At 66.8% G+C, this 26046-nt stretch carries 21 protein-coding genes; 9 read left to right on the top strand and 12 right to left on the bottom strand.

From position 1 onward, the window contains the following. Positions 1-53: 53 nt before the first annotated feature. Positions 54-905, top strand: a complete 852-nt coding sequence (gene asd, locus ACFOMD_RS10235) for an archaetidylserine decarboxylase (RefSeq protein WP_380860834.1) — start codon at positions 54-56, stop codon at positions 903-905. Between the two features lie 9 nt (positions 906-914). Here the strand turns inward: asd and ACFOMD_RS10230 are convergent, their stop codons facing one another. The 6 genes from ACFOMD_RS10230 to ACFOMD_RS10205 are packed head-to-tail and all read right to left on the bottom strand — an operon-like array spanning position 915 to position 7293. Continuing rightward, positions 915-1667, bottom strand: coding sequence for a hypothetical protein (locus ACFOMD_RS10230; protein ID WP_380861039.1), 753 nt, complete (start codon positions 1665-1667; stop codon positions 915-917). A 5-nt stretch (positions 1668-1672) separates the two neighbouring features. Then, positions 1673-3457, bottom strand: coding sequence for an AMP-binding protein (locus tag ACFOMD_RS10225; RefSeq protein WP_380860831.1), 1785 nt, complete (start codon positions 3455-3457; stop codon positions 1673-1675). A gap of 11 nt (positions 3458-3468) precedes the next feature. Continuing rightward, positions 3469-4338 carry an SDR family NAD(P)-dependent oxidoreductase gene (locus ACFOMD_RS10220; protein ID WP_380860828.1) on the bottom strand — a complete coding sequence of 290 codons (870 nt, stop codon included), beginning with the start codon at positions 4336-4338 and terminating at the stop codon, positions 3469-3471. Between the two features lie 8 nt (positions 4339-4346). After that, positions 4347-5114 (bottom strand): enoyl-CoA hydratase/isomerase family protein, encoded by a 768-nt coding sequence (locus ACFOMD_RS10215; RefSeq protein WP_380860825.1) that lies wholly within the window; start codon positions 5112-5114, stop codon positions 4347-4349. 32 nt (positions 5115-5146) lie between these two features. Then, on the bottom strand, positions 5147-6313 hold the full coding sequence (locus tag ACFOMD_RS10210) for an acyl-CoA dehydrogenase family protein (RefSeq protein ID WP_380860822.1): 1167 nt from the start codon (positions 6311-6313) through the stop codon (positions 5147-5149). Continuing rightward, positions 6310-7293, bottom strand: coding sequence for an NAD(P)H-dependent flavin oxidoreductase (locus tag ACFOMD_RS10205; RefSeq protein WP_380860819.1), 984 nt, complete (start codon positions 7291-7293; stop codon positions 6310-6312). Before ACFOMD_RS10205 ends, ACFOMD_RS10210 begins: the two co-directional genes overlap by 4 nt. A 241-nt stretch (positions 7294-7534) precedes the next feature. Between ACFOMD_RS10205 and ACFOMD_RS10200 the strand changes: the two genes are divergently transcribed. The 4 genes from ACFOMD_RS10200 (at position 7535) to ACFOMD_RS10185 (ending at position 11165) form a co-directional block, all read left to right on the top strand. After that, positions 7535-8155, top strand: a complete 621-nt coding sequence (locus tag ACFOMD_RS10200; protein WP_380860816.1) for a TetR/AcrR family transcriptional regulator — start codon at positions 7535-7537, stop codon at positions 8153-8155. 94 nt (positions 8156-8249) lie between these two features. Next, a complete protein-coding gene (locus ACFOMD_RS10195; RefSeq protein WP_380860813.1) occupies positions 8250-9041 on the top strand; it encodes an enoyl-CoA hydratase/isomerase family protein in 792 nt (263 codons plus the stop codon). A gap of 42 nt (positions 9042-9083) precedes the next feature. Then, complete coding sequence (locus ACFOMD_RS10190) at positions 9084-10754, top strand: AMP-binding protein (RefSeq protein WP_380860810.1); 1671 nt, start codon at positions 9084-9086, stop codon at positions 10752-10754. Positions 10755-10757: 3 nt separating this feature from the next. Next, a complete protein-coding gene (locus ACFOMD_RS10185; protein WP_380860807.1) occupies positions 10758-11165 on the top strand; it encodes an acyl dehydratase in 408 nt (135 codons plus the stop codon). Here ACFOMD_RS10185 and ACFOMD_RS10180 read toward each other — a convergent pair. Beyond that, positions 11146-11994: a PaaX family transcriptional regulator gene (locus ACFOMD_RS10180; protein WP_380860804.1), complete on the bottom strand. Its 849-nt coding sequence runs from the start codon at positions 11992-11994 to the stop codon at positions 11146-11148. The genes ACFOMD_RS10185 and ACFOMD_RS10180 overlap by 20 nt on opposite strands. A 122-nt stretch (positions 11995-12116) precedes the next feature. On the opposite strand from ACFOMD_RS10180, the gene ACFOMD_RS10175 reads away from it, so the two are divergent. The 4 genes from ACFOMD_RS10175 to ACFOMD_RS10160 all read left to right on the top strand — a co-directional run bounded on the left by ACFOMD_RS10175 (position 12117) and on the right by ACFOMD_RS10160 (position 18039). Beyond that, on the top strand, positions 12117-13382 hold the full coding sequence (locus tag ACFOMD_RS10175) for a beta-ketoacyl-[acyl-carrier-protein] synthase family protein (RefSeq protein ID WP_380860801.1): 1266 nt from the start codon (positions 12117-12119) through the stop codon (positions 13380-13382). 176 nt (positions 13383-13558) lie between these two features. Next, positions 13559-15928, top strand: coding sequence for a TonB-dependent receptor (locus ACFOMD_RS10170; protein ID WP_380860798.1), 2370 nt, complete (start codon positions 13559-13561; stop codon positions 15926-15928). A 62-nt stretch (positions 15929-15990) separates the two neighbouring features. Next, complete coding sequence (locus ACFOMD_RS10165) at positions 15991-16518, top strand: nuclear transport factor 2 family protein (protein ID WP_380860795.1); 528 nt, start codon at positions 15991-15993, stop codon at positions 16516-16518. A 186-nt stretch (positions 16519-16704) separates the two neighbouring features. Beyond that, positions 16705-18039, top strand: a complete 1335-nt coding sequence (locus tag ACFOMD_RS10160; protein ID WP_380860792.1) for an amino acid permease — start codon at positions 16705-16707, stop codon at positions 18037-18039. A 45-nt stretch (positions 18040-18084) separates the two neighbouring features. On the opposite strand, the gene ACFOMD_RS10155 is transcribed toward ACFOMD_RS10160, so the two are convergent. From ACFOMD_RS10155 to ACFOMD_RS10135, 5 genes are all read right to left on the bottom strand, one after another. Next, a complete protein-coding gene (locus ACFOMD_RS10155; RefSeq protein WP_380860789.1) occupies positions 18085-18861 on the bottom strand; it encodes an IclR family transcriptional regulator domain-containing protein in 777 nt (258 codons plus the stop codon). A gap of 323 nt (positions 18862-19184) precedes the next feature. Beyond that, a complete protein-coding gene (locus ACFOMD_RS10150) occupies positions 19185-20573 on the bottom strand; it encodes a putative 2OG-Fe(II) oxygenase (RefSeq protein ID WP_380860786.1) in 1389 nt (462 codons plus the stop codon). A 105-nt stretch (positions 20574-20678) separates the two neighbouring features. Next, a complete protein-coding gene (locus tag ACFOMD_RS10145) occupies positions 20679-21200 on the bottom strand; it encodes a PepSY domain-containing protein (RefSeq protein WP_380860783.1) in 522 nt (173 codons plus the stop codon). A 121-nt stretch (positions 21201-21321) separates the two neighbouring features. After that, the gene (locus ACFOMD_RS10140) at positions 21322-22743 is read right to left on the bottom strand and encodes a M24 family metallopeptidase (RefSeq protein WP_380860780.1); all 1422 of its coding nucleotides are present in this window, start codon (positions 22741-22743) and stop codon (positions 21322-21324) included. A gap of 60 nt (positions 22744-22803) precedes the next feature. Beyond that, a complete protein-coding gene (locus ACFOMD_RS10135; protein WP_380860777.1) occupies positions 22804-25971 on the bottom strand; it encodes a WD40/YVTN/BNR-like repeat-containing protein in 3168 nt (1055 codons plus the stop codon). Positions 25972-26046: the final 75 nt, after the last annotated feature.

Here is a 26046-nt window from a genome sequence, read left to right as displayed (position 1 = left end):
CCCGTTGCGCGGGGGCATGGTAACGGCCTTTCCCCCCCGCCACGAGGTTCACGATGTCCGACCGGTTGAAGATTCTCGCCCAGCATCTGCTGCCCAAGCAGCCGCTGACCACGCTCGCCGGCCGCATCGCGAGCGCGCAGGGCGGCGCCATGACCACGCGGCTCATTCGCTGGTTCGCGGGCAAGTACGGCGTCGACATGAGCGAAGCGGCCAACCCCGACCTCGCTACCTACAAGAGCTTCAACGACTTCTTCACCCGCCCGCTACGGCCCGACGTGCGGCCGCTGGCGGCGGCCGACTTCCTCTGTCCGGTCGATGGCGCGATCAGCCAGCTTGGCGCAATCGACGATCACCATATCCTGCAGGCGAAGGGCCACCGCTTCACCACCACCGCGCTGGTCGGCGGCGATCCCGCCCTTGCCGCTGAATTCCGCCACGGCAGCTTCGCCAACCTCTACCTGTCGCCCAAGGACTATCACCGCATCCACATGCCCTGTGACGGCCGGCTGCTGCGCATGATCCATGTGCCGGGCGCGCTGTTCTCGGTGAATCCGACGACGGCGCGGGGCGTGCCGAACCTGTTCGCGCGCAACGAACGCGTCGTGTGCCTGTTTGACTCGCCCGAGCATGGCCCCTTCGTCATGGTTCTGGTCGGTGCCACCATCGTCGGCAGCATGGCGACGGTTTGGCACGGCGTCGTCAACGCGAAGCGTACCGGCCAGGTGGCGGAATGGACTTACGCCGACCGGCCGATCGAACTGAAGCAAGGCGAGGAAATGGGCCGCTTCCAGCTCGGCTCGACCGTGGTGATGCTGTTCCGGCCGGGCGCCATTGCCTTCAACGCGGATTGGGCACCGGAGCGGCCGGTGCGGCTCGGCGAGCTGATGGGCAACCGGCCCGCCTGACCGGCGCCCTTATCGGGAGCCAGCCGACACCCCGTTCATCAGGAACGCATCGTCATCGATGGCGAGCGCATCGAGACCGGTGCCAAGCGGATGCGCATTGTTCAGTCGCGCCACCCTCAGGGCATTTTCCGGCTGCTGTACCCAGCAGCCGCCGGTGATCGGCGCATGCGCCATCTCGTCGAGCTGCGGGTTCATCGCACTGGCCTGCGCGACGAAGACCATGCGCCGAAGCGCCAATGCCGCGTCGGCCTCTTCGGGATCGAGTGTTGCGACAAAGCCGGTGAAGCCCGAACCGAGGTCGCGACCGGCAAAGCGCGGTGGCGACAGGATTGTGGTGCCGTCGAGCGTCATCTCAAGCAGCGGTTTGCCGTCCTGCCAGAGCTGGCCGTGCGTCGCGTCGCCATCGAGTTCGACGCGCATGTCATAGCGCCGCTGCCGCACGCCACGCGCGCCGAGAGCGAGCGCCAGGGCCAGCGTGTCGAGCTGATGCGTGCATTGCTGGCGCGGATCGAGATCGCGGAAATAGGCGCTGGCGCGCGGCGCCAATGGCGCGCCGGCCAGCAGCGCCAACCGCTCGCCCGCCGCCGGGCAGCCGGTATAGGGAAAGCGCACCGCGTCGACCCCGGCCGCCGCGACAGTGCCGGTGGCCAGATCGCAATCGGCCCACACACGGAAATGGTGGAAGCGGTCCTCGACAGCGCCACGCACCTGCAGTCGGTCGCCGTCGTCGACGGTGACGAGGCGGACGACGCGGTTCTCGATGCGGGTCAGAAGGCCAGCACGTCGCGGGTCGGCGCGTCGGCGAACAGGTCGGCGACCGCGTCGCTGCGCCGGCTGCGGATGACGCGCGGACTGATGTTGCCCTTGTCGGTCAGCTCGCCGGCATCGAACGACAGCGGCTGCGTCTCGATGATCGCGGTCTTGATCCGCCGCGACGATCCGCTCTGCCCTGCATTGAAGGTCGCGATGGCGCCGGTCACGCGCTCGCGCAGGTCGGGCAAGCCCGGGTCGGACGGCCACACCAGCGCGCCGACATGCGCCTCGTTCAGGCCACAGAGCACCACCTCGCGGAGCAGCGGCGCGGCGGCGTCGATCAGGTCGTTCCGGAGCGCGTTAACCGACACGAAAGTGCCCGACGTCAGCTTGAAGTCGTCGGCGATGCGGCCGCCGAACACGAGGCCCTCCTCGGGCTTGTCCGGGTCGGCGAAATGCACGGCGTCGCCGGTGCGGTAATAGCCTTCGTCGTCGAACAGGTCGGCGGAGGCTTCCGGCGCGCCGAGATAGCCGCTCCGTGGCATCAAAGTCGGCCCCTTCACCCGCAGTTCGTAGCGGCCGTCGACCGGCTGCATTTTCAGGTCGGTACCGGGCAGCGGCAGGCCGATGACGTCGGTGCGCCCGCCGGTCCAGTATTTGAGCGTGCCGAACAGATATTCGGTGGCGCCGTAGAAGGAGAAGATCGGCAGCTCATGGCCGAGCGCGGCGCGCGACAGCGCCAGCAGCCGGTCCTTCACCGCCTCCGGCAGCACCGCGCCGCCGAAGCCGATGTAGCGCATGTTGCGAAAGAAGCTGTCGCGCAACGCATCGTCCGCCTCCATCGCGTCGCACAGCATGACATAGCCGAGCGGTACGGTGATGAAGAAATGCGGCGACACCTCGCGCAGATTGGCGATGGTGCGCGGGAACAGCTCGGGCGTCGGCTTGCCGTCATCGATGTGGATGGTGCCGCCGGCGCGGATGACGTTCGCGAAGTTGAAGTTGCCCGCCATGATATGGCTGAACGGCATCGCCTCCAGATGCTGCGGCCCCTCGCCGCCGAAATCGAGCAGGCCGATCGCCTCGATCTGCGCGACGGTCAGCGTCATGTTCGACTGCGGCTGCGGCGTCGCCTTGGGACTGCCGGTCGATCCCGAGGTGTGCATGATCCGCGCGGTCATGTCGGGGGTGATCGCCGCCATGCGCCGCGCCACCTCCGGCCCCGGTTCGGTCGCGATCACCTCGGCGAACGGCACCGCCTCGATACCCTCCGCCGCGCCCTTCACTGCGACGAACTTTACATCGAGGTCGGCAAGCGCGCGCATCGCCGGCCCGAACATCGTCGCATCGTCGACGAAGACAATTTTCGCCCCCGGCTTGACGATGCAGGCGCGCAGCTTGGCGTGATCGGTCGACAGCAGCGAATAGGCGACGCTGACCGGTGCGATGGCGATCCCGGCGCGCTGCGTCGCCACCGCGACGATGCCATGTTCGATCGACGGCGCCGACAGATAGGCGACGCAAGCACCCGGCTGCAGCCCCTGGTCGATCAGCCATTGCGCGAGGCCGTTCGCGGCGCGCCGCGCGTCGCGATAACTGATGTCGCGCCACGGCCCGCCCGGCGCGGTGCGCTGGCGCATGAACAGCCGGTCGGGGTGCGCGTCCGCCGTCTCGTCGAAGATATGCGGCAGCGACTGGCGCACGCGCGGCAGCGGCAGCGGCGAGCGCAGCAGGATCGAGCCGTCCGCGCGGTGGTCGACCTCGACCGAGGGCGGCGGGGTGCGCAGCGGCGTCGTCATGCGATCTCCTGTTACCGCTTCGCCGGCGGCATCGCGCCGCCGAGGGAATCGGCGATGCTGTCGGGATAGTGCGCGCCATCGGAAAAATCGGTGATGCGGTCCCACGCCGCAAGCACGCCTTCGACGCTGATGTCGTCGAAGCGCACGCCCTCGCTGCGCTCCCAGCGCATCGCCGCCGCCCAGCCGCCGCCGGTTTCAATGACCTGTCCCGTCGCGGTAGAACTCGGATGAAGCAGCGCCAGCGCCACCGGCGACACGGTGTCGGTGCTCAGCGCCGCCTTCAGCTCGGGGGTGAACACGCCCTCGGTCATTGCGGTCAGCGCCATCGGCGCGATGGCGTTGACGCGGATCCTGTGACGCGCGCCTTCGCGGGCCAGCGACTTTGCCAGCCCCATGACCCCGGCCTTCGCCGCGGCATAGTTCGCCTGCCCGAAATTGCCGTGCATGCCGGCGCCCGAGGTGGTGAACAGCATCGCGCCGCCGCCACCGTCGATCATCGGCTGCCACGCCGCCTTGGCGCAGGCGAAAGCACCGTCGAGGTGGATCGAGGTGACCTCGTCCCAGTCTTCGGCGGTCATCTTGCCGAAGCCCCTGTCGCGGGTGATCCCGGCGTTGACCAGCAGCGCGTCGATCCTGCCGAACGCCGCCAAGGTCGCCGCGACAATCGCCTCGCCGTCGCGCGCATCGGCGACACACGCCACCGCCGTCCCGCCCGCCGCGGCGATCTCAGCCGCAACCGCCTCGGCCGATGCGCTGCGGCTGACCACCAGCACCTTGGCGCCCCGCGCGCCGAGGTCGAGCGCATAGCGGCGGCCGAGCCCCTGCCCGCCGCCGATCACGGCGACGGACAGGCCATCGAAACGGGCGGGGTCAGCCGTCATGCGATCCTTCAGCTCGCGCGGGTGCCGACCCGCTTGCGCGCGTCCAGCATGCGCTGCGAGATCGCCGGATTCCAGTGGACGTCGCGATACTGGACGTGGCCGTAGACATAGGCGGCCATCGGATCCATCGCCGAGCTACGCCGCAGCATCTCGGTGGTGCGCACCGCGGTCGCCGTCGTCGTCGAGGCGATCTCGGCGGCGATGCCCTGCGCGGTCTTCAGCAGCTCGCCCTCGGGCGCGATCTGGTCGATGAGGCCGATGCGCAGTGCCTCGGCAGCGTCGATGCGGCGGCCGGTCAGCACCAGCAGCTTCGCCTGGCTTTGCCCGATGATGCGCAGCAGCGGGTCGACGAACGGCGTCAGGCCGAAACGCACCTGCGGGAAGCCGAACTTGGCGTTGCCGCTCGACACGCGGATGTCGCAGAACACCGCGATGTCGCAGCCGCCGCCGAAGGTCGGCCCCGCCACTGCGGCGATCGTCGGCTTCGGATATTCGAGCAGCTCAAGATAGCCGTAGTAGGTGGCGTCGTACCAGCGCAGCCGGTCGGCGTCCGACGCCCAGTTCATGGTATCGAGGTCGAGGCCGGCGGAGAAATACTCCTCGGTCCCGGTGATGACGACGCAGGCGACACTGTCATCCTGGCGCCACGCCTTCATTGTCTCGACCAGATCCTCGAACAGCTCGGTGCTGAGCGCGTTCCGCTTGTCCGGGCGGTCGAGATAGATGGTGGCGACGCCGTCCTTCACCTCGCTGCGCATCGTTCCATGCTTGGCCATGTCGTTCCCCTTCTCGTCTTCAACTCTTCACATCAGAGCGTTCGCGCGATCAGCAGCTTCATCACCTCGTTAGCGCCGCCGTAGATGCGGTGGATGCGGCTGTCGCGATACATGCGGGCGATCGGATACTCGTTCATGTAGCCGTAGCCGCCGAACAGCTGCAGGCAGCCGTCGACGATCTTCGACAGCAGATCCGACACCCAGTATTTCGCCATCGAGCCGGTGGCGCTGTCGAGCGTTCCGGCAAGCAGCCGCGCGGTACATTCGTTGACGAAGACGCGGGCGATCGTCGCCTCGGTCTTGTACTCGGCGAGCGTGAACTGGGTGTTCTGGAAAGCGGCGAGCGGCTGCCCGAAGATCTGCCGCTGCTTCACATGCTCGAGCGTCACCGCGAGCGCGCGCTCGATCATCGAGATCGACTGCCAGGCGATCACCAGCCGCTCCTGCGGCAGCTTCTGCATCAGCTGCGCCAGCCCTTCGCCCTCGATCTCGCCGAGCAGACAGTCGGCGGGGACGTGGTGCGCGTCGAAGAACAGCTCGGAAGTGTCCTGTCCCTCCTGACCCACCTTGTCGAGGTTGCGCCCGCGCTGGAAGCTCGGCCCCGCGCCGTCGGTCTCGACGACGAACAAGGACAGCCCGCGGCTACCGGCGTTCGGGTCGGTCTTCGCCGCGACGATGATCAGGTTGGCGATCTGCCCGTTGGAGATGAAGGTCTTCTGCCCGGAGATCGCATAGCCGTCGCGGTCGCGGCGCGCAGCGGTGCGCATCGCCTGCAGGTCGGAGCCGGCGCCGGGCTCGGTCATCGCGATCGCCGCGACCAGCTCGCCGGTGCACAGGCGCGGCACCCAGCGCTGCTTCTGCGCTTCGGTGCCGAAGCTCAGCAGATATGGCAGGATCACCGCATTGTGCAGGCAGATGGTCAGCGCGTCGGCGCCGCGATGGCCGATCTCTTCGATGATCGCTGCCTCATGCCGGAAATCGCCGCCGGCGCCGCCATATTCGACGGGCACCGACACGCCGAGCAGCCCGGCCTCACCCGCTTGCCGCCACACGGCACGATCGACCTGCTTCGCCTGTCGCCAACCCTCGATCGCCTCGGGCGAGGCGACATCGTCGAGGAAGCGGCCGACGCTGTTCGAAAAGATCGACAGCTCCTCGTCGGCCATGAAGGCCGCGGTGGCGAGGCTGGGGACGCTCATGCCGCGCGCGCGGCCCGGTCGGTGCCGGCGAGCCGCGCGAGAATGGCGTCGGCGTCGCGAACGATGCGGCCGATCAGCTCGGCACAGCTCGGCACGTCATGGATGATGCCCTGGACCTGCCCGGCCCAGATCAGCCCGGCCTCAAGGTCGCCGCTCTCCAGCGCGACGCGCCCCTTGGCGCCCGACACCAGCGGTTGGATGTCGGCGAACTCGGCGTCGGGCCGCGCACTGATCTCGACCACCTTGTCCGACACCGGCGTCTTCGCGACGCGCCCGGTGTTCTTGAAGCGGCGGAAGATCAGGTTGGTCGCGCGCTCGTCATTGTCGACGAGCAGCTGCTTGATCGCATCGTGGATCGGCGCTTCCTTAGTCGCGCAGAAGCGCGTCCCCATGTTGATGCCATCGGCGCCGAGCGCCAGCGCGGCGACGAGGCCGCGCCCGTCGCCGAAGCCGCCGCTCGCCAGCATCGGGATCTTCACTTTGTCGGCGGCGGCCGGGATCAGCACCAGGCCCGGTACATCGTCCTCACCGGGGTGGCCGGCGCATTCGAAGCCGTCGATCGAGATGGCATCGACGCCCATCCGCTCGGCGGACAGCGCGTGGCGAACGCTGGTGCATTTGTGGATGACACGCACGCCATGCGCCTTGAAGTCGTCGACATGCTCCTGCGGCTTGTGGCCGGCGGTCTCGACGATGGTGACGCCCGATTCGATGATCGCGCGGCGATAGTCGGCATAAGGCGGCGGCGTCACGCTCGGCAGGATGGTGAGGTTCACCGCGAACGGCTTGTCGGTCAGCGTCCGGCAACGATCGATCTCGGCGCGCAACGCGTCGGGCGACGGCTGCGTCAGCGCGGTGATGCAGCCAAGGCCACCCGCGTTGGAGACGGCAGCGGCGAGGTCGGCGGTGCCGACCCACATCATCCCGCCCTGCATGACCGGATGCTCGACCCCGAACATCCGCGTGAACCGCGTATCCATAATCTCTCCCTACCGTCCGGTAAGTAACACAATGATCGTCACGCCCGTCAACCCGCCATTTTGAATCAGTAAGTGACTTGACCGGCCAGCTTCATATGCCCTACCAACTGGTAACTTATCGCGGAGAACCAGCAGGCGACGGCCCCGCCACGGCGGTAGCCGGTTTTGCTTGCCAGCGATGGTACAGCGCATATGTGCGGGAACAGGGCGGCCATTGCGGGCCGGCCGGCAGGGGAGTGGCATGGCACGATCGACCGTCGCGGGTCAGGCACGACCGAAGCGCGGCACGCTCAACAAGCGCGCCATCCTCGACACGTCCGCCGCGCTGTTCCAGGAAAAGGGCTACGACCGCACGTCGCTCGACGACATCGCCCGCGCGCTGTCGGTGACCAAGCCCAGCCTCTATTATCATGTGTCGAGCAAGGAGGAGATCCTGCTCGAATGCGTGATGACCGCCTATTCCAACTTCCAGGAAGAGATCGCGCGGCGCGACAATCCGCGTGAGAACGGCCGCAAGCGCGTCGAGACCTTCCTCAAGCTCTATCTTCAGATCATCAGCAACGACATCGGCGTCTCGATGGTGCTCGCCGACGACCGCGTGATGTCGGCTGACGGGCGGGCCAAGTACAACAGCCTGCGCCGCATCCTAAACAACCGGCTGGAGGAACTGATCGGCATCGGCATCGCCGACGGCTCGATCTCGGTTCCCGAAACGCGGCTCACCACCTTTGCGATCTTCGGCATGTTCAACTGGGTCGGCCACTGGAATTTCCGCCGCACCACCACCTCGATCGACAGCATCTTCGATCGCTTCATCTCGGTGATCTTCGACGGCATCGGCACCGACAAGCCGGCGAGTTGACGCCGCCCCAACCCCACCATCCATCGCGAGCGGCTTGCATCCGCTAAATCGCTCGACTAGCTTTGTTACCGACCAGTCGGTAAGGAGTAAGAAAATGGGGGACTACCCGCACCTGAAGCTGCACGTCGAGGACGGCGTCGGCGTCATGCAGCTCAACCACCCCGAGAAGCGCAACGCGCTTGGGTGGGAGCTGCACAACGAGATCATCGGCGCGCTGCGGGACTGGGAAGAGGACGACTCGGTCGCCTGCGTCCTGATGATTGGCAACGAGGATTATTTCTGCGCCGGCTGGCGGCTCGACGTGCTCGACGGCATCACCGGCGACGATCGCCGCCGCTTCACCGATCTCGCGCTGAAGCTGATGCACACCATTTACGATTACCGGAAGCCGACGGTCGCCGCCGTTGCGGGCGTGGCGCCGGGCTACGGCATGGACGTCGCCAACATGTGCGACGTCACCATCGCCAGTGCCAACGCCTCGTTTGGGTCGACGCAGGTGAAGTACGCGATGAACGGCTTCTACCACGGCATGGTCTCGCGCATCGGCACGCAGAAGGCGCGCCGCATGCTGTTCACCGGCGACCCGATCCTCGCTGACGAAGCGCTGCGCGTCGGCCTCGTCGACGAGGTGGTGCCGGTCGGCACCTTGCGCGAACATGCGATGAAGTTGGCGAAGCATATCGCCGAGATGGGCGCCGAACTGGCGGTCGTGCTGAAGGGCGTCGCGCTGCGGGCGTCGAATATGGATCACATCGGCGCGCTCGCCTACGAGCTCAGCGTCACCCACGATTTGACGCAGCGCGGCATCTTCCACGAGCGGATCACCCGCGGCCACAGCCGGCTGAAGGACGGTAACAGCGCTGCGATCGAACGCCTGAAAGCCTGAGGGTACGACAACGCCGAAAACGGCGAATTGGGGAGGAATGACATGGCCGGCTTGGCGCGCCGCGGCAGCATGCCGTCCGACACGCACACGCCCGAGGATGGCGCGCGCTATCGCCGCGACGGCTGGTGGCGCGACCGTACCTTGCTCGACGACTTCCTCGCGACCGTGGCGGCGCGGCCCGACAAGGTGGCGATCGTCGCTCACCGCGAGGGGCGGACGCTGCCCGAGGTGGTCAGCTACGGCCAGCTCGGCGCCTATGTCGACCGTTGCGCGCGGGCGATGATCGAGCTGGGCGTCCAGCCCGGCGATGTCGTGTCGATCCAGTTGCCCAACGGCTGGCAGTTCCCGGTGGTCGCGCTGGCGACGATGCGCGCCGGCGCCATCCCCAACCCGATCCCGCCGATCTACCGCGAGTTCGAGGTCGGCAAGATGGTGCGCCATGCCGAGAGCAAGCTGCTCGTCGTGCCCGCCAGCTTCCGCGGCTTCTCGCACGAGGCGCTGGCGGTGCGGTTGCAGGCCGAAGTGCCGACGCTCGCGCACGCCGTCGTCGTCGGCGCCACGGACCCGGCGGCGGTCGATTTCGAAAGCATCATGCTTGATCCGGCGCGCGATCCCGATGCGGCGGCGAAGGCAGCGCTCGACGCGCTTCGCCCCGGCGCCGACGATCCGGCGGTGCTGCTGTTTACCTCGGGCACTACTGGCACGCCGAAAGCCGCGGTCCACACCCACAACAGCCTGTGGTCGGCCGGCTTCGCGCTCCCCGATTCCATCGGCCTCACCCCCGAAGACGTGTGCTTCATGGCCTCGACGATGGGCCACCTGACCGGCTTCTACTGGGGCATGGCGCTGCCGCTCGCGCAGGGGCAGAAGGTCGTCTACCAGGATGTGTGGAACGCCAGACAGCTCATCGAGCTGATCGGTCTCGAGCAGATCAGCTGGACGCTCTCCGCCACCCCTTTCGCGCTCGATCTCGTCGAGATGCGCAAGCAGTCGCCGCGCGATATCAGCAGCTTTCGCTCGTTCGTCTGCGGCGGCGCGCCGATTCCGCCGCATGTCGCCGCCGAGGTTAAGGCGCAACTGGGCTGCGACCTGATCTCGCTGTGGGGATGCACCGAGGTCGGCATCTGCACCATCCACCGCCCTGGCGCCTCGGTCGAAACCCTGGCGGCGAGCGACGGGATGCCGGTGCGCCAGATGGAATTGCGCATCGTCGACGAAGACGGCGCGCCTGTCGCCGATGGCGAGGACGGCGCGCTTCACGTGCGCGGCCCCGGCATCTTCGCCGGCTACCTGAAGCAACCCGAACTCACCGCTGACCTGCGCACCGATGACAACTGGTACGACACCGGCGACCGGGGTCGGCGCACCCCTGACGGCGGCATCCGTATTTCGGGGCGCACCAAGGACATCATCATCCGCGGCGGCCAGAATATCCCTGTCGTCGAGATCGAGAATGAGCTGATCCTGATGCCCGAGGTGCGCGAGGTTGCGGTGATTGGCGTCCCCGACGACCGCCTCGGCGAGCGCGGCTGCGCGGTGATCGCCCCCGAAGGCGCCGCCCCGACCCTCGCCGACCTGTGCAAGCGCTTGGAGGCAAGCGGCATGGCCAAGCAATTCTGGCCGGAGCGGATCGAGATCGTCGACGCATTGCCGCGGACCCCGGCGGGCAAGATCCAGAAGTTCGTGCTGCGCGAGCGCTTCGCCAAAGCCTGAGAAATGCGCTGGTTCGAGGATCACCGCGTCGGCGACCGCGCCGCGTTCGGTCGCTATGCGGTAACGCAGGCCGAGATCGACGACTTCGCCGCGCGCTACGATCCGGCGACGGCGGGCGGCGCGGCGTCGACCTGGCTGGTCAGCGCGATCATGGTGCGCATCGTCGTCGACCATTTCACCGCCGCCGGCAGCGCCGCGATCGGCTCGCCCGGCTTCGACGGCTTGCGCTGGCTCGAACCGGTCCATGCCGGTGACGTTCTGCGCGTCGAGGAAGAAGTGACCGAAATCCGCCCTTCGCGTAGCCGCACCGACATCGGGTCGGTGAATGCGCGGGTCACCGTGCTCAACCAGCGCGACCAGCCGGTCATGACCATCGGCACCATCAGCCTCGTCAGGCGCCGCCCCGCCTGAGCGCGTCCCAATAACGCTGTGCCGCCGGCCCCCAAGCACCGCGACGGTCGCGCATCAGCGCCGCTGCGTCGCGGCCGATCCACGGATCGGGCAGGAAGCGCGCCGGCAGTTTCGGGTCGATGAACGGAAAGCGCCGCCACGCCTGCACGAGCTGCACATAGGCGACGAAGCGCTCGGCATCCCCGACCGGCGCCAGCTTGCCGAAGCGCGCGATGAACTCGGCATAGAGCGCCGCCAGCCCGTCGATGTCCCACGCCTGCCGTACCATCGCGGCCTCGTCGCCGACCGGCCCGAAGCCGCCAACCCATGAGCTGGCGAGCGTACCGAGGCCGAGTTTCTCAATCACCGGGTGTATCGGCGCCCCGGCGTGGGGCGAGATCCAGATGCCCGGCACCGGCGACCCCATGCCCAGCCAGGCGAGGCGCGACTGGAGATAGTGTCGGTTCATGCGCTGGCTCTCCGGCACGCTCACCGACAGCACCAGCCAGCGCCCGTCCCAATCGGCGCGCTCACCGTCGAAGCCGAACACCTGCGCGTTGCCCTCTTCGAATAGCGCCTCGCCGGCCGGGGCGATCGACAGCGACGCCTCGCGCCCCTCGCGTGTCGCCGCGGCGATTCCGTCCTGCGTCAGCCGATGGATCGCCTTGCGCGCCGCATTCTCGGTCAGGCCCAGCGCTTCCAGCGCCGCGATCAGCACCGCGGTCTTCACCGGCGGCTGCCGCCACAGAAACAGCCCGAGCAGCACCAACAGCAGCCCCTGCGCGCTGCCGTCGCGGCTGCGCGGCCGGGCGGTGGCGATCTCGGCCAGCTTCAATGGTGCGCGCGACAAGCCCTTCTCCTTCACGGCCCTGTTTCGACGATCGATAGGCCGGGCTGCAATATATTCCATATTTATGTTGCCACGACGTTTTTATGGAATATGTTCCACATGAACTCAAAGAAGGATTCGTCATGGCATTGGATGTCGCTATCACCGGCATGGGCGTGATCTCGGCACTGGGGCAGTCGCCGGGCGAGCTGTACGACCGCCTCGCCGCCGACGAGCTGGCGATCACCCAGGTGCCGTGGACCGTCGACGATCCCGACCGCTTCGAATGGTGGGCGCCGGTCACCGGCTTCGATCCGTCCAAATGGATGGACGAGCGCACCATCGCCGGCAGCGACCCCTTCGCGCAGCAGTCGATCGCCGCCGCCAGCGAAGCCTTGAAGGCCGCCGGCATCGACAAGCTCGCCCCCCTGCGCACCGCCATCGTGTTGGGCACTGCCAAGAACGGCACCCAGTCGCTCGAGCGCGCGCAGTACGACGTCGACAGGCTCGGCCGCGAAGGCGTGTCGGGCAAGCTGATGATCCGGGTGTGGCCGAACATGGCGGCGAGCCAGGTGGCGATGCACTGGAAGCTGCACGGCCCCTGCCTGACGCTCAGCACGGCCTGCGCCTCGTCGCTCGACGCGGTGGGGTTGGGCGCCCGCCTCATCGCCTCGGGCCAGGCCGACGTGGCGATCGTCGGTGGCACCGAGGGCGGCCTCGCCTTCGAAACCGACGACGGCTTCGTCCCCGCCAGCGCCTATTCACGCTACGCCTACGGCATGGGCGGCAACATCACCGACCCGCGCAAGGCCTGCCAGCCTTTCGACCGCGGCCGCGCCGGCATGGTGTTCGGCGAGGGCACCGGCATCTTCATCCTCGAAAGCGCGGCCCATGCCGCGAAGCGCGGCGCGACGCCGCTCGCCTGGGTGCAGGGCTGGGGCACCGCCGCCGATTCCTTCCACCCGTCGACGCCCGACCCGACCGGCGACTGGGAGCGGCTGGCGATGGAGATCGCGCTGAAGGAAGCCGGCGTCGGCCCCGAGGCGATCGACGCGCTCGCCGCGCACGGCACCGGAACGCCGAAGGGTGACCTCGCCGAGATCGCCGCGGCAAACACCCTCTATGGCAAGCACGCGCCCAACGTCTCGGTGATGTCGATCAAAGGCACGCTCGGCCATCCGACCGGCGCCGCCGGCGCCATCGGCCTCGCGGTCGGCCTTGAAGGCATGGCGCGTGGCGAGGTGATCCACACCGGCGGCACGCACGATCCCGAACCGTCGATCGCGTTCGATCTCGTGCTCGACAAGCCACGAAAGAAGACGGTCGGCTGGCTGCAGGCCAATGCCTTCGGCTTCGGCGGCCAGAACGCTTCGCTAGTGGTGAGTGCCCGACAAGCCCGACACCGCTGACGCACCGCCGACCGCCCTCCCATAAATCCCCGGCCTACCCGTGATTGACAAGCGGGAATCGCTAATTTACCGTCCGGTCGGTAAGTAAGTGGTGTAGCACGGGGGTTTGTCGAGTTGGCGCCGCGCGGCAGAAGCCGGAGAGAGCGCCCCGACACCATGACAACGGGGAGGTTACGATGCGCCTAAAGCTCTACCAATATTCAGCTTTCTCGGCTCTTGCCCTTGCGCTCTCGTCGGCGCCTGCCAATGCGCAGGATGCGACCACCGGCGCCGGGCAGGCCACGGCGGCCACCGCCGATTTGACGGCCGCAAGCGCCGAAACGGGCGATAGCGACGAGATTATTGTTACCGCCCAGAAGCGTGCGGAGTCGGTCAACGACGTGCCGATTTCGATCACCGCGGTCGGCGGCGACCAGCTGAAGGAAATGGGCATCGTCGACACCGCCGGCCTCACCAAGGCCGTGCCCGGCTTCGTCGTCGCCAACACCTATTTCGGCTCGCCGGTCTATTATCTGCGCGGCGTCGGCTTCTACGACACGGCGATCGCCGCCCGCCCGTCGGTGTCGATGTACGCCGATGAAGCGCCGATCGCCTTCCCGATCATGGGCAAGGGCACCACGCTCGATCTCGAGCGCGTCGAGGTGCTGAAAGGCCCGCAGGGGCTGCTGTTCGGATCGAACGCCACCGGCGGCGCCATCAACTTCGTCGCCGCCAAGCCGACGAACGATTTCTCGGGCGGCGCTGGCCTCAGCTTCGGCCGCTTCAATAACATTGTCGTCGACGGGTTCCTCAGCGGTCCCCTGTCCGACACGGTCGGCGCCCGCATCGCCGTCCAGCATGAATCGATGGACGACTGGCAGAAGGGCTTCACCACCAACCGCACCAACGGATCGAAGGCGATCACCAGCGGTCGCGCCACCTTCGAGGCGCGGCCGACCGAGCGCTTCACCCTGCGCCTCACCGGCAGCGGCACCATCGACAAGTCGGACAACATCGCGCCGCAGATCATCAACAAGGATCTGACGCTGACGCAGATCAGCCCGCTGTTCACCGCCTATCCGTTGACCCCCGCCGGCAGCATCCGCGCCGCCGACGTCAGCAACGCTTTCCCCAACGGCGAGACCAAGCCGCAGAAGGATGAATGGGCGTGGCAGACCGCGTTGCGCGCCGATTTCGAGGCGACCGACGACCTGACGCTGACCTCGCTCACCTCCTATGCCAAGGCGAGCGCCGATAACGCCTATGAGGGCGACGGCACCACCTTGAACGTCACCAACCTCGCCATCGGCGGCAAGGTGAAGACCTTCTTCCAGGAGCTGCGCGCCGCCGGCTCGATGGGCGACTTCAACTATATCGTCGGCGCCAATTACCAGCACGACAAGTCGCGCGACGACGTGATCTTCTTCCTGCCCGACGGTCGCAGCGGCCGCGTTTTCCTGCCGCTGCTCGGCCTGCCGGCGATCGATCTCGTGCCGCAGATCGCCCAGCAGGAAACCGACTCCTGGGCGGTCTATGCCAGCGGCGACTACGCGCTGACCGACAAGCTCACGCTGCGCGGGGGCCTTCGCTACACCGAGACGAAGACCGACTTCGGCGGCTGCTCGCTCGCCGGCGGCAATTTGCAGTACGCCACCGGTATCTCGCGCGTGCTGCGCACCGCCACCCCGGCAGCGGGCACCTGCGCGACCTTCACGCTCAACCCGAACGGCACCTACACCGCCGAGCTCGCCACCGGCGAACTGGACGAGGATAACGTCTCGTGGCGCGTCGGCCTCGACTTCAAGCCGAGCGACGACACCCTGCTCTATGCCTCGGTCAGCCGCGGCTACAAGGCGGGTGCCTTCTCGAACATCTCCTCGGTGTTCGCATCGCAATACACACCGGTGCCGCAGGAAAGCCTGATCGCCTATGAGGTCGGCGTGAAGACCGACCTGATCCCCGACGTGCTGCACGTCAACGGCGCGATCTTCTACTACGACTATTCGGACAAGCAGTTGCTCGGCACCGTGCTGGTGCCGGTGTTCAACCGCCTGACCGCACTGGTCAGCGTGCCGGAATCGCGGGTGCAAGGCTTCGAGGCCGACATCACCCTGCGGCCGGTCGACGGCTTCACGCTGCGTGCCGCCACCACCTATGTCGATTCCAAGGTGAAGGGCAATTTCAACAACTTCACCCAGTTCGGCACGGCAGCGAACTTCGCCGGCGCCGAGTTCCCCAACACGCCGAACTGGCAGGCGAACGGCTCGGCCGAATATCGCTGGCCGGTCAGCGACAGCCTCGAGGCGTTCACCGACCTGAGCTTCACCTACCGCGGCTCGTCGAACGCCGACTTTGTCGAGGACGCCCGGCTTGATGTCCCCGGCTACACGCTCTGGGACAGCCGCGTCGGCGTCGAGAGTGAGGACGGCACCTGGCGCTTCCAGATCTGGGGCCGCAATCTCGGCAACAAGCTCCACTACAGCACCGTCGTCGTCCGGCAGGAGGCGATCGTCCGCACCGTCGGCATGCCACGCACCTTCGGCGCCAGCGTCGCCTATCGCTTCTAGGAAGCTCCTCAGCCTATGGCCCGCCTCCTGACCGGGGGCGGGCCAATTTTCGGGAACAAGATATGTCCGCTACCGCCACGCGAACCGATGTCCCCGCCTATGACCGGCCCGCCGGCGCGGCGATCACCGCGGCCTTTGCCCGCGATTTCGGGACCCGCTGGGAGGCGGCGTGGAATTCGCACGATACAGATCAGGTGCTGGCGCTGTTGCACCCCGACATCCGCTGGAACGACACGGTATTCTGGCCCGAGGTGATCCACGGCCACGCCGACATGCGGAAGTATATCGAAAAGATCTGGGCGGTCATGCCCGACGTGCATTTCCGCGAGGTGCAGTTCTTCACCGCCGTCGAGGACGGTCGCGCACTCTACCTGTTCGAACAGACCGCCGCTGCCCCGCCGGCATCAGGCCTCGACACCACGGCGACCACCTACGGCTGCGATATCTTCCTCGGCTTCAGGGACGGCCTGCTCGCCGACTATATGGCGCAGTATGAAATCGCCGAAATGATGCGGCAGTTCGGCATGCTGCCGCCGCGGAAGGGCCGCATCGGCGGCGCCTATCTCCTGTCCCTGGCGTCACCAAAGTGACGCGAGCCGCCGGTTGACTTGCGATCCAGTCCGCTGACGCAGGCAAAATCAAATCGCAGGGAATTCGGATCGGCCGGACACCATGCGCAAATAGCGCGACAAGTTCGGGCCGCGGTTTAGTTGACGATGCTCTGCGGCAATGTAGGAAGAAATTCGGAATAAAGAGATATTTGCTGGGGGTTAGCGATGCTGCGCGAAGATGGCGCCGGACACACCGAGCCGCAGTTGCGGGCCGGCTCGATCGGCTGGCTCCGGCTGGCAAGCTTGGGCGTATCTTTCGTGATCGCCGGCCATTTCTCGGGATGGAATCTAGGCCTGGCGTACGGCGGGTGGGGCGGGCTGGCGATCGCGACCGCCGTCGCGTTTTTCATGTATCTGGCGCTCCTTTTCACGCTCGGAACGATGGTGTCCTTGGCCCCCGGCGCGGGTGGCGGCGCGACGTTCGTGTCCCTCGCGCTTGGTGAGCGCTGGGGCACCGTCGCGAGCGCGGCGATCCTCCTCGAATATCTGGCAGCATCAGCCGTGATCGGGCTTTTTGTGAAAGCCTATGTGGCTGCCCTGATCGGGGTAGATGCCTATTTCGTGATCCTGATCGCGTTCGGCATATTCGCCGGGCTGCACGTCGCAGGCGCGGGCGAAGCCCTTGGGGTCCTGCTCGCGATGACAATGGTCTCGGTGTTGACGCTCGCCATTTTCTGGTTCGTCGGCGCCCCCCAATTTTCGCTCGACAACCTTCGCGGCATGTCGGGTTCGGCAAGCGAGGCATGGCTCCCGTTCGGCCTCGCGGGAGCCGCCACGGCATTCCCCTTCGCTACCGCGTTCATCCTCGCCGTCGAAGGCGTTCCGATGGCGGCGGAAGAAGCGGCGGAACCACACCGCGCGGTGCGAAGCGCGATGCTCGCTGCTCTCGCGGTTCTTGGCATCTCGGCAGGGCTGACGCTGACGATAGCGGTGGGTGGCACGTCGTCCGAAGCGCTATCGACGACCAACGACCCGCTCATGGTGGCGCTGCGAAGCTGGCGGCCGGGCGATACCGTGGTGCCGCTCCTGATCAATCTCGGCGCGCTCGTCGGCCTGCTGGCCTGCCTATTTTCAGTCATCTACGCCAGCTCGCGGCAAAGCTTCGCCATGGCGCGCGACAAGGTCCTGCCTGCCCCCTTGGCGCGCGTCAGCCGACGCGGCGTTCCAGTCAACGCGATCATCGGCGTCAGCCTCGCCGGCGCTGGGCTGTCGGCAACAGGGCAAACCGAAGGCATCTTCATCGTGATGGTGTGCAGCGCCGCTGTTTCCTACCTGGTCATGCTCGCCGCCTTCCCGATGGTCGAGCGCCTGAGCAAGGACACGGGACGCGCCGGCCCGGTGGTTCGCGAATGGGCACTGGCGCTCATCGCAGCAGCTGGCTCGATCGCGCTCCTGGCGAGCTCCTTTGTCTCCAACCCGGGATGGTCGGCCGCCGCGCTCGGCATCATCGTGTTGCTGAGTGCGGGACGACTATTGCACCGGAAGCGCACGCTGCGCTGACCGGCGGCCCGCGCCGGCGTGGTCGCGCGTTCGACGATGAGGCGCTTACAACGCGACCGCGATCTTCTGCGCCGTCGCCATCAGCTCGGGCAGGATCTTCTTTTGCATGTCGTCCATCGTCGTCCGTGACGACGGGCAGCAGACGTTGAGCGCAGCGATGACCTTGCCCTCGCTGGTGCGAATGGGGACGGAAATGGCGCCGAGGCCAACCTCCAGCTCCTGATCGACGATGCTGTAATTGGCGATCCGGGCTTCCTCGATCGCCGCGCGAAGCTTGACTTTCGAGGAAATCGTCTTCGGCGTGAGCTTCTCCGGTTTGACGCGGTCGAGATAGGCGTCGCGGACTTCCTCGGTCTCTGCCGCGAGCAGCACCCGGCCGGTGGATACGGCATAGGCCGGCGCGCGCTTGCCAACCGTTATGCCGACATTGATGAGCCGCTCCGACGTTGCGCGGGCAATGTAGATGACATCGTCGCCGGCGAGCACGGCGGCGAACACCGATTCCTGAAGCGTATCTGCGAGCTCGTTCATCGCCGGCTGGATGACGTCGAGCATCGACATCGACGACAGCGCCGAATAGCCGAGCTCGAGTACCTTCGGCTTCAGGTAGAAATGCTTGTCGTCCTTTTCCGCATATCCCTCGCGCACCAGCGTGATCAGGAAGCGCCGGACGGCCGCCCGCTGCATCCCGGTGTTGCGCGAGATTTCGGCGAGCGTCATCTTCGGCCGCGTCCGGGTGAAGGCGGCGATGACTTCCAGACCGCGCGCGAGCGAATTCACATAGTCGCGGTCGTTGAACTCGCTCTCTTCGAATGCTTCCATGCAGTTGCCTTCAGCTATTGTCGCCGCGCAGCCGCGCTCATGGACCGAACTGCCGCATCACATATATCGAAACTTGAGGAACTCATCGATTCCGCGCCGCAATCCCTTCGCGGCCGATCATGAGATACCCCCGTCTCCCCGAATACGGTGCGCAGCTGCCGCCCCTCTCGACTGCTCATTCTCGCGCGTGGTTAGCGCACGCTCTGCCGCATAGCGAACAAAATATTCACGGGCCTCGATGGACCCCGCCGTCGCACCCGGCAAAGTCGGCGGGCAGCAGCTTCCATCGCCGCGCTTACCGCGAGGACAGCCGGAGCACAGGTTCAGGTCGGCACGAAATCGGCGGCGACAGTCAGCCGCGACCCGCCATTGGTCGGAACCGTCCCGTGCCAGAAGTATGAGGGAAAGAAGACAACGACGCCCGGCGACGGCTCGACGAAATACTCGGCGGTGAGCTGCGGCGATGTCGGCAGTGCCGACTGGCCGAATTTCAGCCAGCCGCTGCGCTCCCCTTCCCCGGGGTTGCTGCACAACAGGTGGCACGCGGACGATATCCACCCTTCTGGGTGAATATGGTCCGCGTGAAAGCCGCCAGCGGGCAGCTGCACGGACCAGGCGCCGACAAGGTTGGCCTTGCCGCTGCTTCGGGCGCCGGCGGGGCCACTCATGCTGCTGAGATGCTCGGCGAACCGGCGCGCCCCTGGCGTAACGGCAGCACTGAAACCCTGCAGCGCCGGGTCGTCGAAGGATGCGAGCGACGAGATCTGGCTGCCATGACGCACCGACTGGAAGAACGGCTCCGCCTGGTATTCGTGGCGCGTCTGGAGGGCCTCGACGAGGTCATCGACATAGGCTTCCGCCGATGGCCATCCTGGCGGCGCCTCGAGCGGCGCGCGGAAGATCAGCCGGTCGTAATCATATAGGTCGCGCTGCCGTTCGCTCCCGGTGAGCCGCCACAGATCGCCTTGAAGCGCCACGTGATACTGGTTGAGCGGATTGACGGTGCGCAGCCGGTCGATCGTTTCCTGGGCCGATGCGTAAGACCCCACGGCAATGAGCGCCATCGCATGCGCCACGAGCGCCGCCGCGTCCGACGGGTGGATGGCGACGAGCTGCACGGCATGATCGACGGCAGCGGCAGCGTTGCCGCAGGCAAGCGCCGCCGCGCTTGCAGCGCCGAGCGCCTCAGCCGTCGGGCCATATCGTGCCATCGCCGCTCGAAGGCCGGCGTAGGCCGCGTCGCGGTCGCCCATTTCGCCGACGAGGCGGCACCGCGCGATCACCAGGTCAACGGGCGCCGGTAACCGACGGATCGCCGCGTCGAGCGTTTCGAGCGCGTGTCCCGCATCGGCCGTCTGCATCCACAGCAACTGCGCATGCTCGATTTGCGCCGTCACGTCCGCAGGCGCGCTGTCGAGATATCGGCGATAGGCGCGCGTCGCTTCCTCGTGGCGCAGCAACCCGGCTTTCGCGCGCGCCAACACGAGGTAGCTCTGATATGCGTTCAGCCCCTTCGTGAACCCCGCTTCGAGGGCAGCTGCGGCTTCGGCGTGGCGACGCAGGTCGCCAAGTGCGGCCGCCCAATTGTGGTAGAGAACCGCCTCGTCAGGGCAGAGGTCGATGGCGTCCCGCCAGGCAGCGGCCGCCTCCGCGTGCCGGCCGGCTGCCCGCGCACTCCTGGCGCGATCGATTAATTGCTCCCTGGTCGGCATTCCCGCCCCTCTGGCCGCGCAACGCGGCTCGCGCGGCGGATAGTTACCGAGCGCACCGCGGTGCGAAAGCAGAACCTTCCTGCTGCCTCTTCGGCCCCAGCGCAATCAGCGCGATCGCCGCCGTTTTTGAAGTCGCTTGGCCTGCGGCAGGATGAACAGATAGGTGCCGGTCAGCCACAGGACGAACAGTACCACGCCGCTCGGCAGGAACACGTAGCGCTTCACCTCCGCGGAGAAGAACGAGCCGTCGTGCAGCGCCTCGATGATGTCGGAGCGGCGATAGGCGACGTCGAGCACCTCGCGCGTCTTGGTGTCGATCTGCGCCTCCCAATCGTTGAGCGCGACGAACATGATGACGCCGCGATCGACCTTCACATCGACCCGCTTGAGATCGGTCCAATCCTCGAGTTCGAGCTCGGGGACCGTCCTGGCGACGTCGAAGAGCTCGCCAAGGCTGAGCGTCGGGGCGACATCCGCGACCACACCCGTCTGCGTCGGCGGCTGGATCCAGGACAGATCCTTTTTGAGCATCAGCATCAGCCCGGTCACGACGACGACGCCGAAGGGCAGCAGGATCAGGAGCGAGCCCCAGTAGTGCACCTGCCGCCAAAAACGCTGCCCGCTCATTCACTGCCCTCTCGCCGGGCCAGGTGCGCGGCCCCACGCACGTTGCGGAATGTGCGACCGTCGTGGCGATGTGACACGGGCGCGCAGCAGACGCTGCGCGCCCGTGTCAAACTGAAAGCGTTCAACGTTGGCGATCGGGCAATGGCTTTGGATCGAACGCCGAGGGCTGTCGCCGAAGCGCTTCGACCTCGTCGATCTCGATTGGGATGAAGCGCGTCAGCCAGTCATGACCGGTCTGCGTGACCAGCACATCGTCCTCAAAGGCGACGCGCGTGCCGTTGACGACCGCACCCTGCTCGATCGCGATTACCATGCCGGGCTTCAGCGGGCCGACATAGTCGCCGTGCTCGTGTACCTCCATCCCGATGAAGTGGCCGATTCCGTAGGTATAGCTTTCGTCCCAGCCGCCCTTCTTGCGCAGCTCGCGCATGGCGATGTCCTGCAGGTACTGCCAGGTCACGCCGGGCTTCACGGCGGCGATCACCGCCTTCTGCACGTCGAGCACGCCCTGATAAACCCGGCGCTGCTCGGGCGTGAACGTGCCCTCAGCCGGGACGGTGCGCTGGATGTCGGCCGAATAGTGGTTCATCGCCGCGCCGGTGTCGAAGTGGACGAGCGAGCCGGGAAGGATGCGCGCATCACCCTTGCGGGCGGCTTCCTCCTCGGCGGTGGTTTCCCACTTCAGCTTCTCATTCATGTTGCTCGCCGGCGACACGCCGGTGATGAACCCAAGCGTCGCGCCGTGAAGGCGGTAATGATAGTCGACCGTGTGCATGACCTGCAGGGTGGTGAGCCCCGGCTTGGCCATCTTCATGCCCTCCATCAGGCCGAGCCCGGTGATCGCGATCGCCCGGTCGAGGTTCTTGCGGGCGAAGGGGTCGATGATCATCCGCATATCGTCGAGGATGTCGCCGGCGTCGCGCACGTCGACCTCGCTGGTCGCCGCCTTGATGCGCTCGACAAAGGCGAGCCGCGGGCTCGCCGGCTCGTTCAAATTCTCGAAGCGCGGATAGTTGACGAAAAGCGGCTTCTTGGCCGCATCGCCCCAACCCTTGGCATAGTCCGAGGGCACCTCCTTGAAACGCAACTGGGTGATACGAAGGTTCCGATAGTCGGTGAGCGCGCTGCTCATATGCTCGAGGAAGCGCGCCCGCGGAAACACATGCTTGATGCCCGAAAGGCGCGTCGCCTCCGCCGGATTCATGTCGGTGTACAGCACCTCCTTGAAGCTGGTCCCGCGCGGATTGAGGACGAGGACATGTCCCTCCGGCGGGGCATCGTAGATGCCGGTCAGGAACACGAAATCCTTGTTCTCGGTATCGCTGGTGAAGTGCTCGTAAAGATGGGCCTGCGAGCGATCGGCGCTGGTGATGACCGCGATGCCATCCTTCATGCGCCGCCCGAACTCCGCGCGGCGCGCGATGGCGGCTTCGCGGTGGCCTTCGCGATACTTCAGCGCCTCGATCGACAGGGTGCCGCCATCGCCATCGGCCATCGCGGGCGTGGCGACCAACCCGAGGCAGAGGGCGGCAGCAGTCCGCATCGCCACTCCCCGACCGAACGCACCGAATTTCGTAAACTTCTGCATCTTCACTGCTCTTTCTTACTGCTGGGCCGGCGCGAGCGCGCTGCTCGGCAGTTGGGGAAGCGCCGCCGCCGGCCAGGCGACGCCGGCCGTCTGCGCCGACCGCTGCAACGCCGGGAGGCGGATCGAGACGAGCGCGCCAAGGTCGCGATAGAGCCGCTGGACATCGGCGGCGGCCACATCGGTGAGCCTGCGCTGCGCCTGGTCGGGCGCGGCACTGTACTCCTGCGTCGATGAATAGAGGCGAAGCGTCAGCTCGCTGAGCGGCAGGAAGGTCTCCTGTTGGGCGAGCCCTTCCTCCTTGCCGTTGAGGACGACATGGAGACGGTCGGCTTCCTTCGCGGCCGCCTCGGCCTCGGCGATCACCGAGCGATTGGCCTTGGCGTCGCGCAGCGCCTTCACGACGGCGGTGGTCTGGGCAACGCTGGCCTCGACCGACTTGCCGGCATGAAATGTTGCCGCCACCAGCTCCGCCTGACGCGCGTTCAGCTGCTCGATCTGCGCGCTGGCTTCAGCCGAGAGGCGGATCGCCGGGTCGAGGCGCACGTCGATCGGACGCACATGGGTCTTGTCGCCGACCGTCAGCTTCACCTGATAGGCGCCGGGGACGACGAAGCGACCCTGCGGCTTGCGCCAAGACGCGCCGCTGGCGATCGGTGGCGCCTCGAAGCGGAGGTCCCACAGCGTGCGCTGCGCGCCGCGCTTGGCAGCCGGCTCTGCGAACTTGCGGACCAGCGCGCCACGGCCGTCGAGAACCTCTACCGTCACCGGCTGGCCGACGGCCTCGTCGCCGATCCAATAGTCGATGATCGCGCCACGCGGCGGGTTCTTCGTGGTGAAATAGGTGTGGCCGATATTCTTTCGTCCGCGGTTGACGTCGCGGATCTGGGTGCCGCGACGCAGCGGGGCGAGATAGCTGTGCCCCTTCACGACCTCGGGCGTCAGCCCTTCGACCAGGTTCAGCTGGTCGAGAACCCAGAAGCCGCGGCCATGCGTGCCGATGACGAGATCGTTCTCCCGCGGGTGGACGAGGATGCCCTGCACCGAATTGGTCGGAAGCCCCGAGCGGAGCGCCGTCCAGCGTCCGCCGCCGTCGCGCGAGAAATAGACGCCGAAATCGGTGCCGACGAACAGCAGCTCGCCGTTCTTCGGATGCGTCGCGATGCTCTTGGTCGGGCCGAAGGCCGGCAGGTCCGAGGTGATGTTCCGCCAGGTCGCGCCGAAGTCGTCGCTGCGGACGGCATAGGGGCGGAAGTCGTTGTCCTGATGGCCGTCGAAGACGACGAACAGCGTGCCTTCCTTCGTCGGCGACCAGGTCAGCATGCCGACCTTCATCTGCTCCGGTACGCCCGGGAACTTGGCCGTCTTCCGCCAGCTGCGCCCATCGTCGCGGCTGACCTGTACCAGGCCATCGTCGGTGCCGGCGGCGATCAGCCCGTCGCGGAGTGGCGAGACCGACAGCGAGTGGGTGTTGCCGTAGAGCGCCGTGCTGGCGTGAAGGTCGATCGCGTCGGCGGGCTGGACCTTGCCCTGGAGCGGAAGCTTGTCGCGGCTCAGCTGCCGCGTGAGATCAGGGCTGATCCGCTCCCAATTGTCGCCGCGATCACGGCTGCGGAAGACCACGTTCGCGCCGAAGTACAGCGTCTTCGGATCATGCGGGGAGATGACGAGCGGGGCGCTCCAGTTCCAGCGATAGGCGGGGAACTCGCCCTGCTGCGGCTGCCACGGCTGGATGCGCTTCTGCGCCAGGCTCTTGCGGTTGGTGCGGACCAGGCCGCCATATTGCGACTGCGAATAGATGATGTCGGAGTCGGTCGGATCGGCGGTGGCGTAGAAGCCGTCGCCGGTCGAGATGAACATCCAGTCCTCGTTCGAAATACCGTCCTCGTAGCGCGTCCCGATCGGGCCGCCCCAGGAGCCGTTGTCCTGGGTGCCGCCGTAGACGTGGTAGAAGGGCTCCTGCATGTCGGCCGCGACCGTGTAGAGCTGCATCAGCGGCAGGTTGGATTTCCATTCCCAGCGCTTGCCGCCATCCCGCGACGTGTAGACGCCGCCGTCGTTGCCGACCATGAGATGATCGGCGTCCTTCGGGTTGATCCAGAGCGTGTGGTGATCGGCGTGAACCTGGCTCTCGACGATGTTCTTGAAGTTCTTGCCGCCGTCCTCGGAGCGAAGCAGCGGCGTGACCGGGACATACACGCGCTCGGGATTCTCCGGGTCGCAGAAGACTTCGCCGTAGTACCAGTGGCTCTGCACGGTGGCGCTGCGCTGCTCCCACGACTTGCCGCCGTCGGTCGAACGGAAGGTGCCGCCGTCGCGACCGACCGCGGTCGCATACATCATGTCCGGATTGCTCGGGCAGAAGGTCACGCCGACGCGGCCGACCGGCGTCGTCGGAAAGCCGTTGCCGACGCGGGCCCAGGTGTCACCGCCGTCGGTGCTACGCCACAGGCCGCCCTCGTCGCCGCCGCCGATCATGCTCCACTGGCGCCGCTCGCGCTGGAACGTCGACGCATAGAGGATGTCGGGGTTATTTGGGTGCATCGCCACCTCGACGACGCCGGTGAACTTGCTAGGGCGCAGGAGGCGCTTCCAGGTCTTGCCGCCGTCCTTCGTACGGTAGAGCCCGCGCTCTTCGTTCGGCCCCCACAGCGAGCCGAGCGCTGCGACGTAGACGGTATTGGAATCCTTGGGGTGAACGAGAATCCGCCCGACGTGGCGGCTTTCCTTCAGCCCCATGTGCTCCCACGTCTCGCCGCCATCGCGTGAGCGATAGACGCCGTCGCCAAACTGCGAGCTGCGCACGTTGTTCTGCTCGCCCGTTCCGATCCACACGGTGTTGGGATCGTTCGGGTCGAGCGTGACCTCGCCCATCGAGATCGTCGTTTCTTTCTCGAAGACCGGTCGCCAAGTCGTGCCGCCGTTGACGGTCTTCCACAGGCCGCCCGAGGCACTCGCCGCATAGATGATCCGCTGGTCGGTCGGATGCACGGCGAAGCGCGTGATGCGGCCGCTCGGCGTGGCCGAGCCGACTTCACGCCATTTCAGCGCGCCCAGATCTTCCGCGGTCAGGCCGTCCGGTGCCGCGGCCGAAGCCGCGGGCACGAGCAGCAGGGTCGCGCAGGCGGTGGCGAGAAGGCGCGCGAAACGGCGGGGTGCCGTGGGCCGGAAAGCGGTGCCGGACATCGAGAAGGTCTCCACTGGTTCGAATTCAAGAAAGCCGAAAAGAAAATGAAAGCGGCTGGAAGAGAGGCGGCAGCC

Origin of the sequence: Sphingoaurantiacus capsulatus (assembly GCF_042648405.1) — a bacterium.
In the GTDB taxonomy this organism is placed as follows: Bacteria; Pseudomonadota; Alphaproteobacteria; order Sphingomonadales; family Sphingomonadaceae; genus Sphingoaurantiacus; species Sphingoaurantiacus capsulatus.
This window is presented reverse-complemented; position numbering and strand designations above follow the sequence as displayed.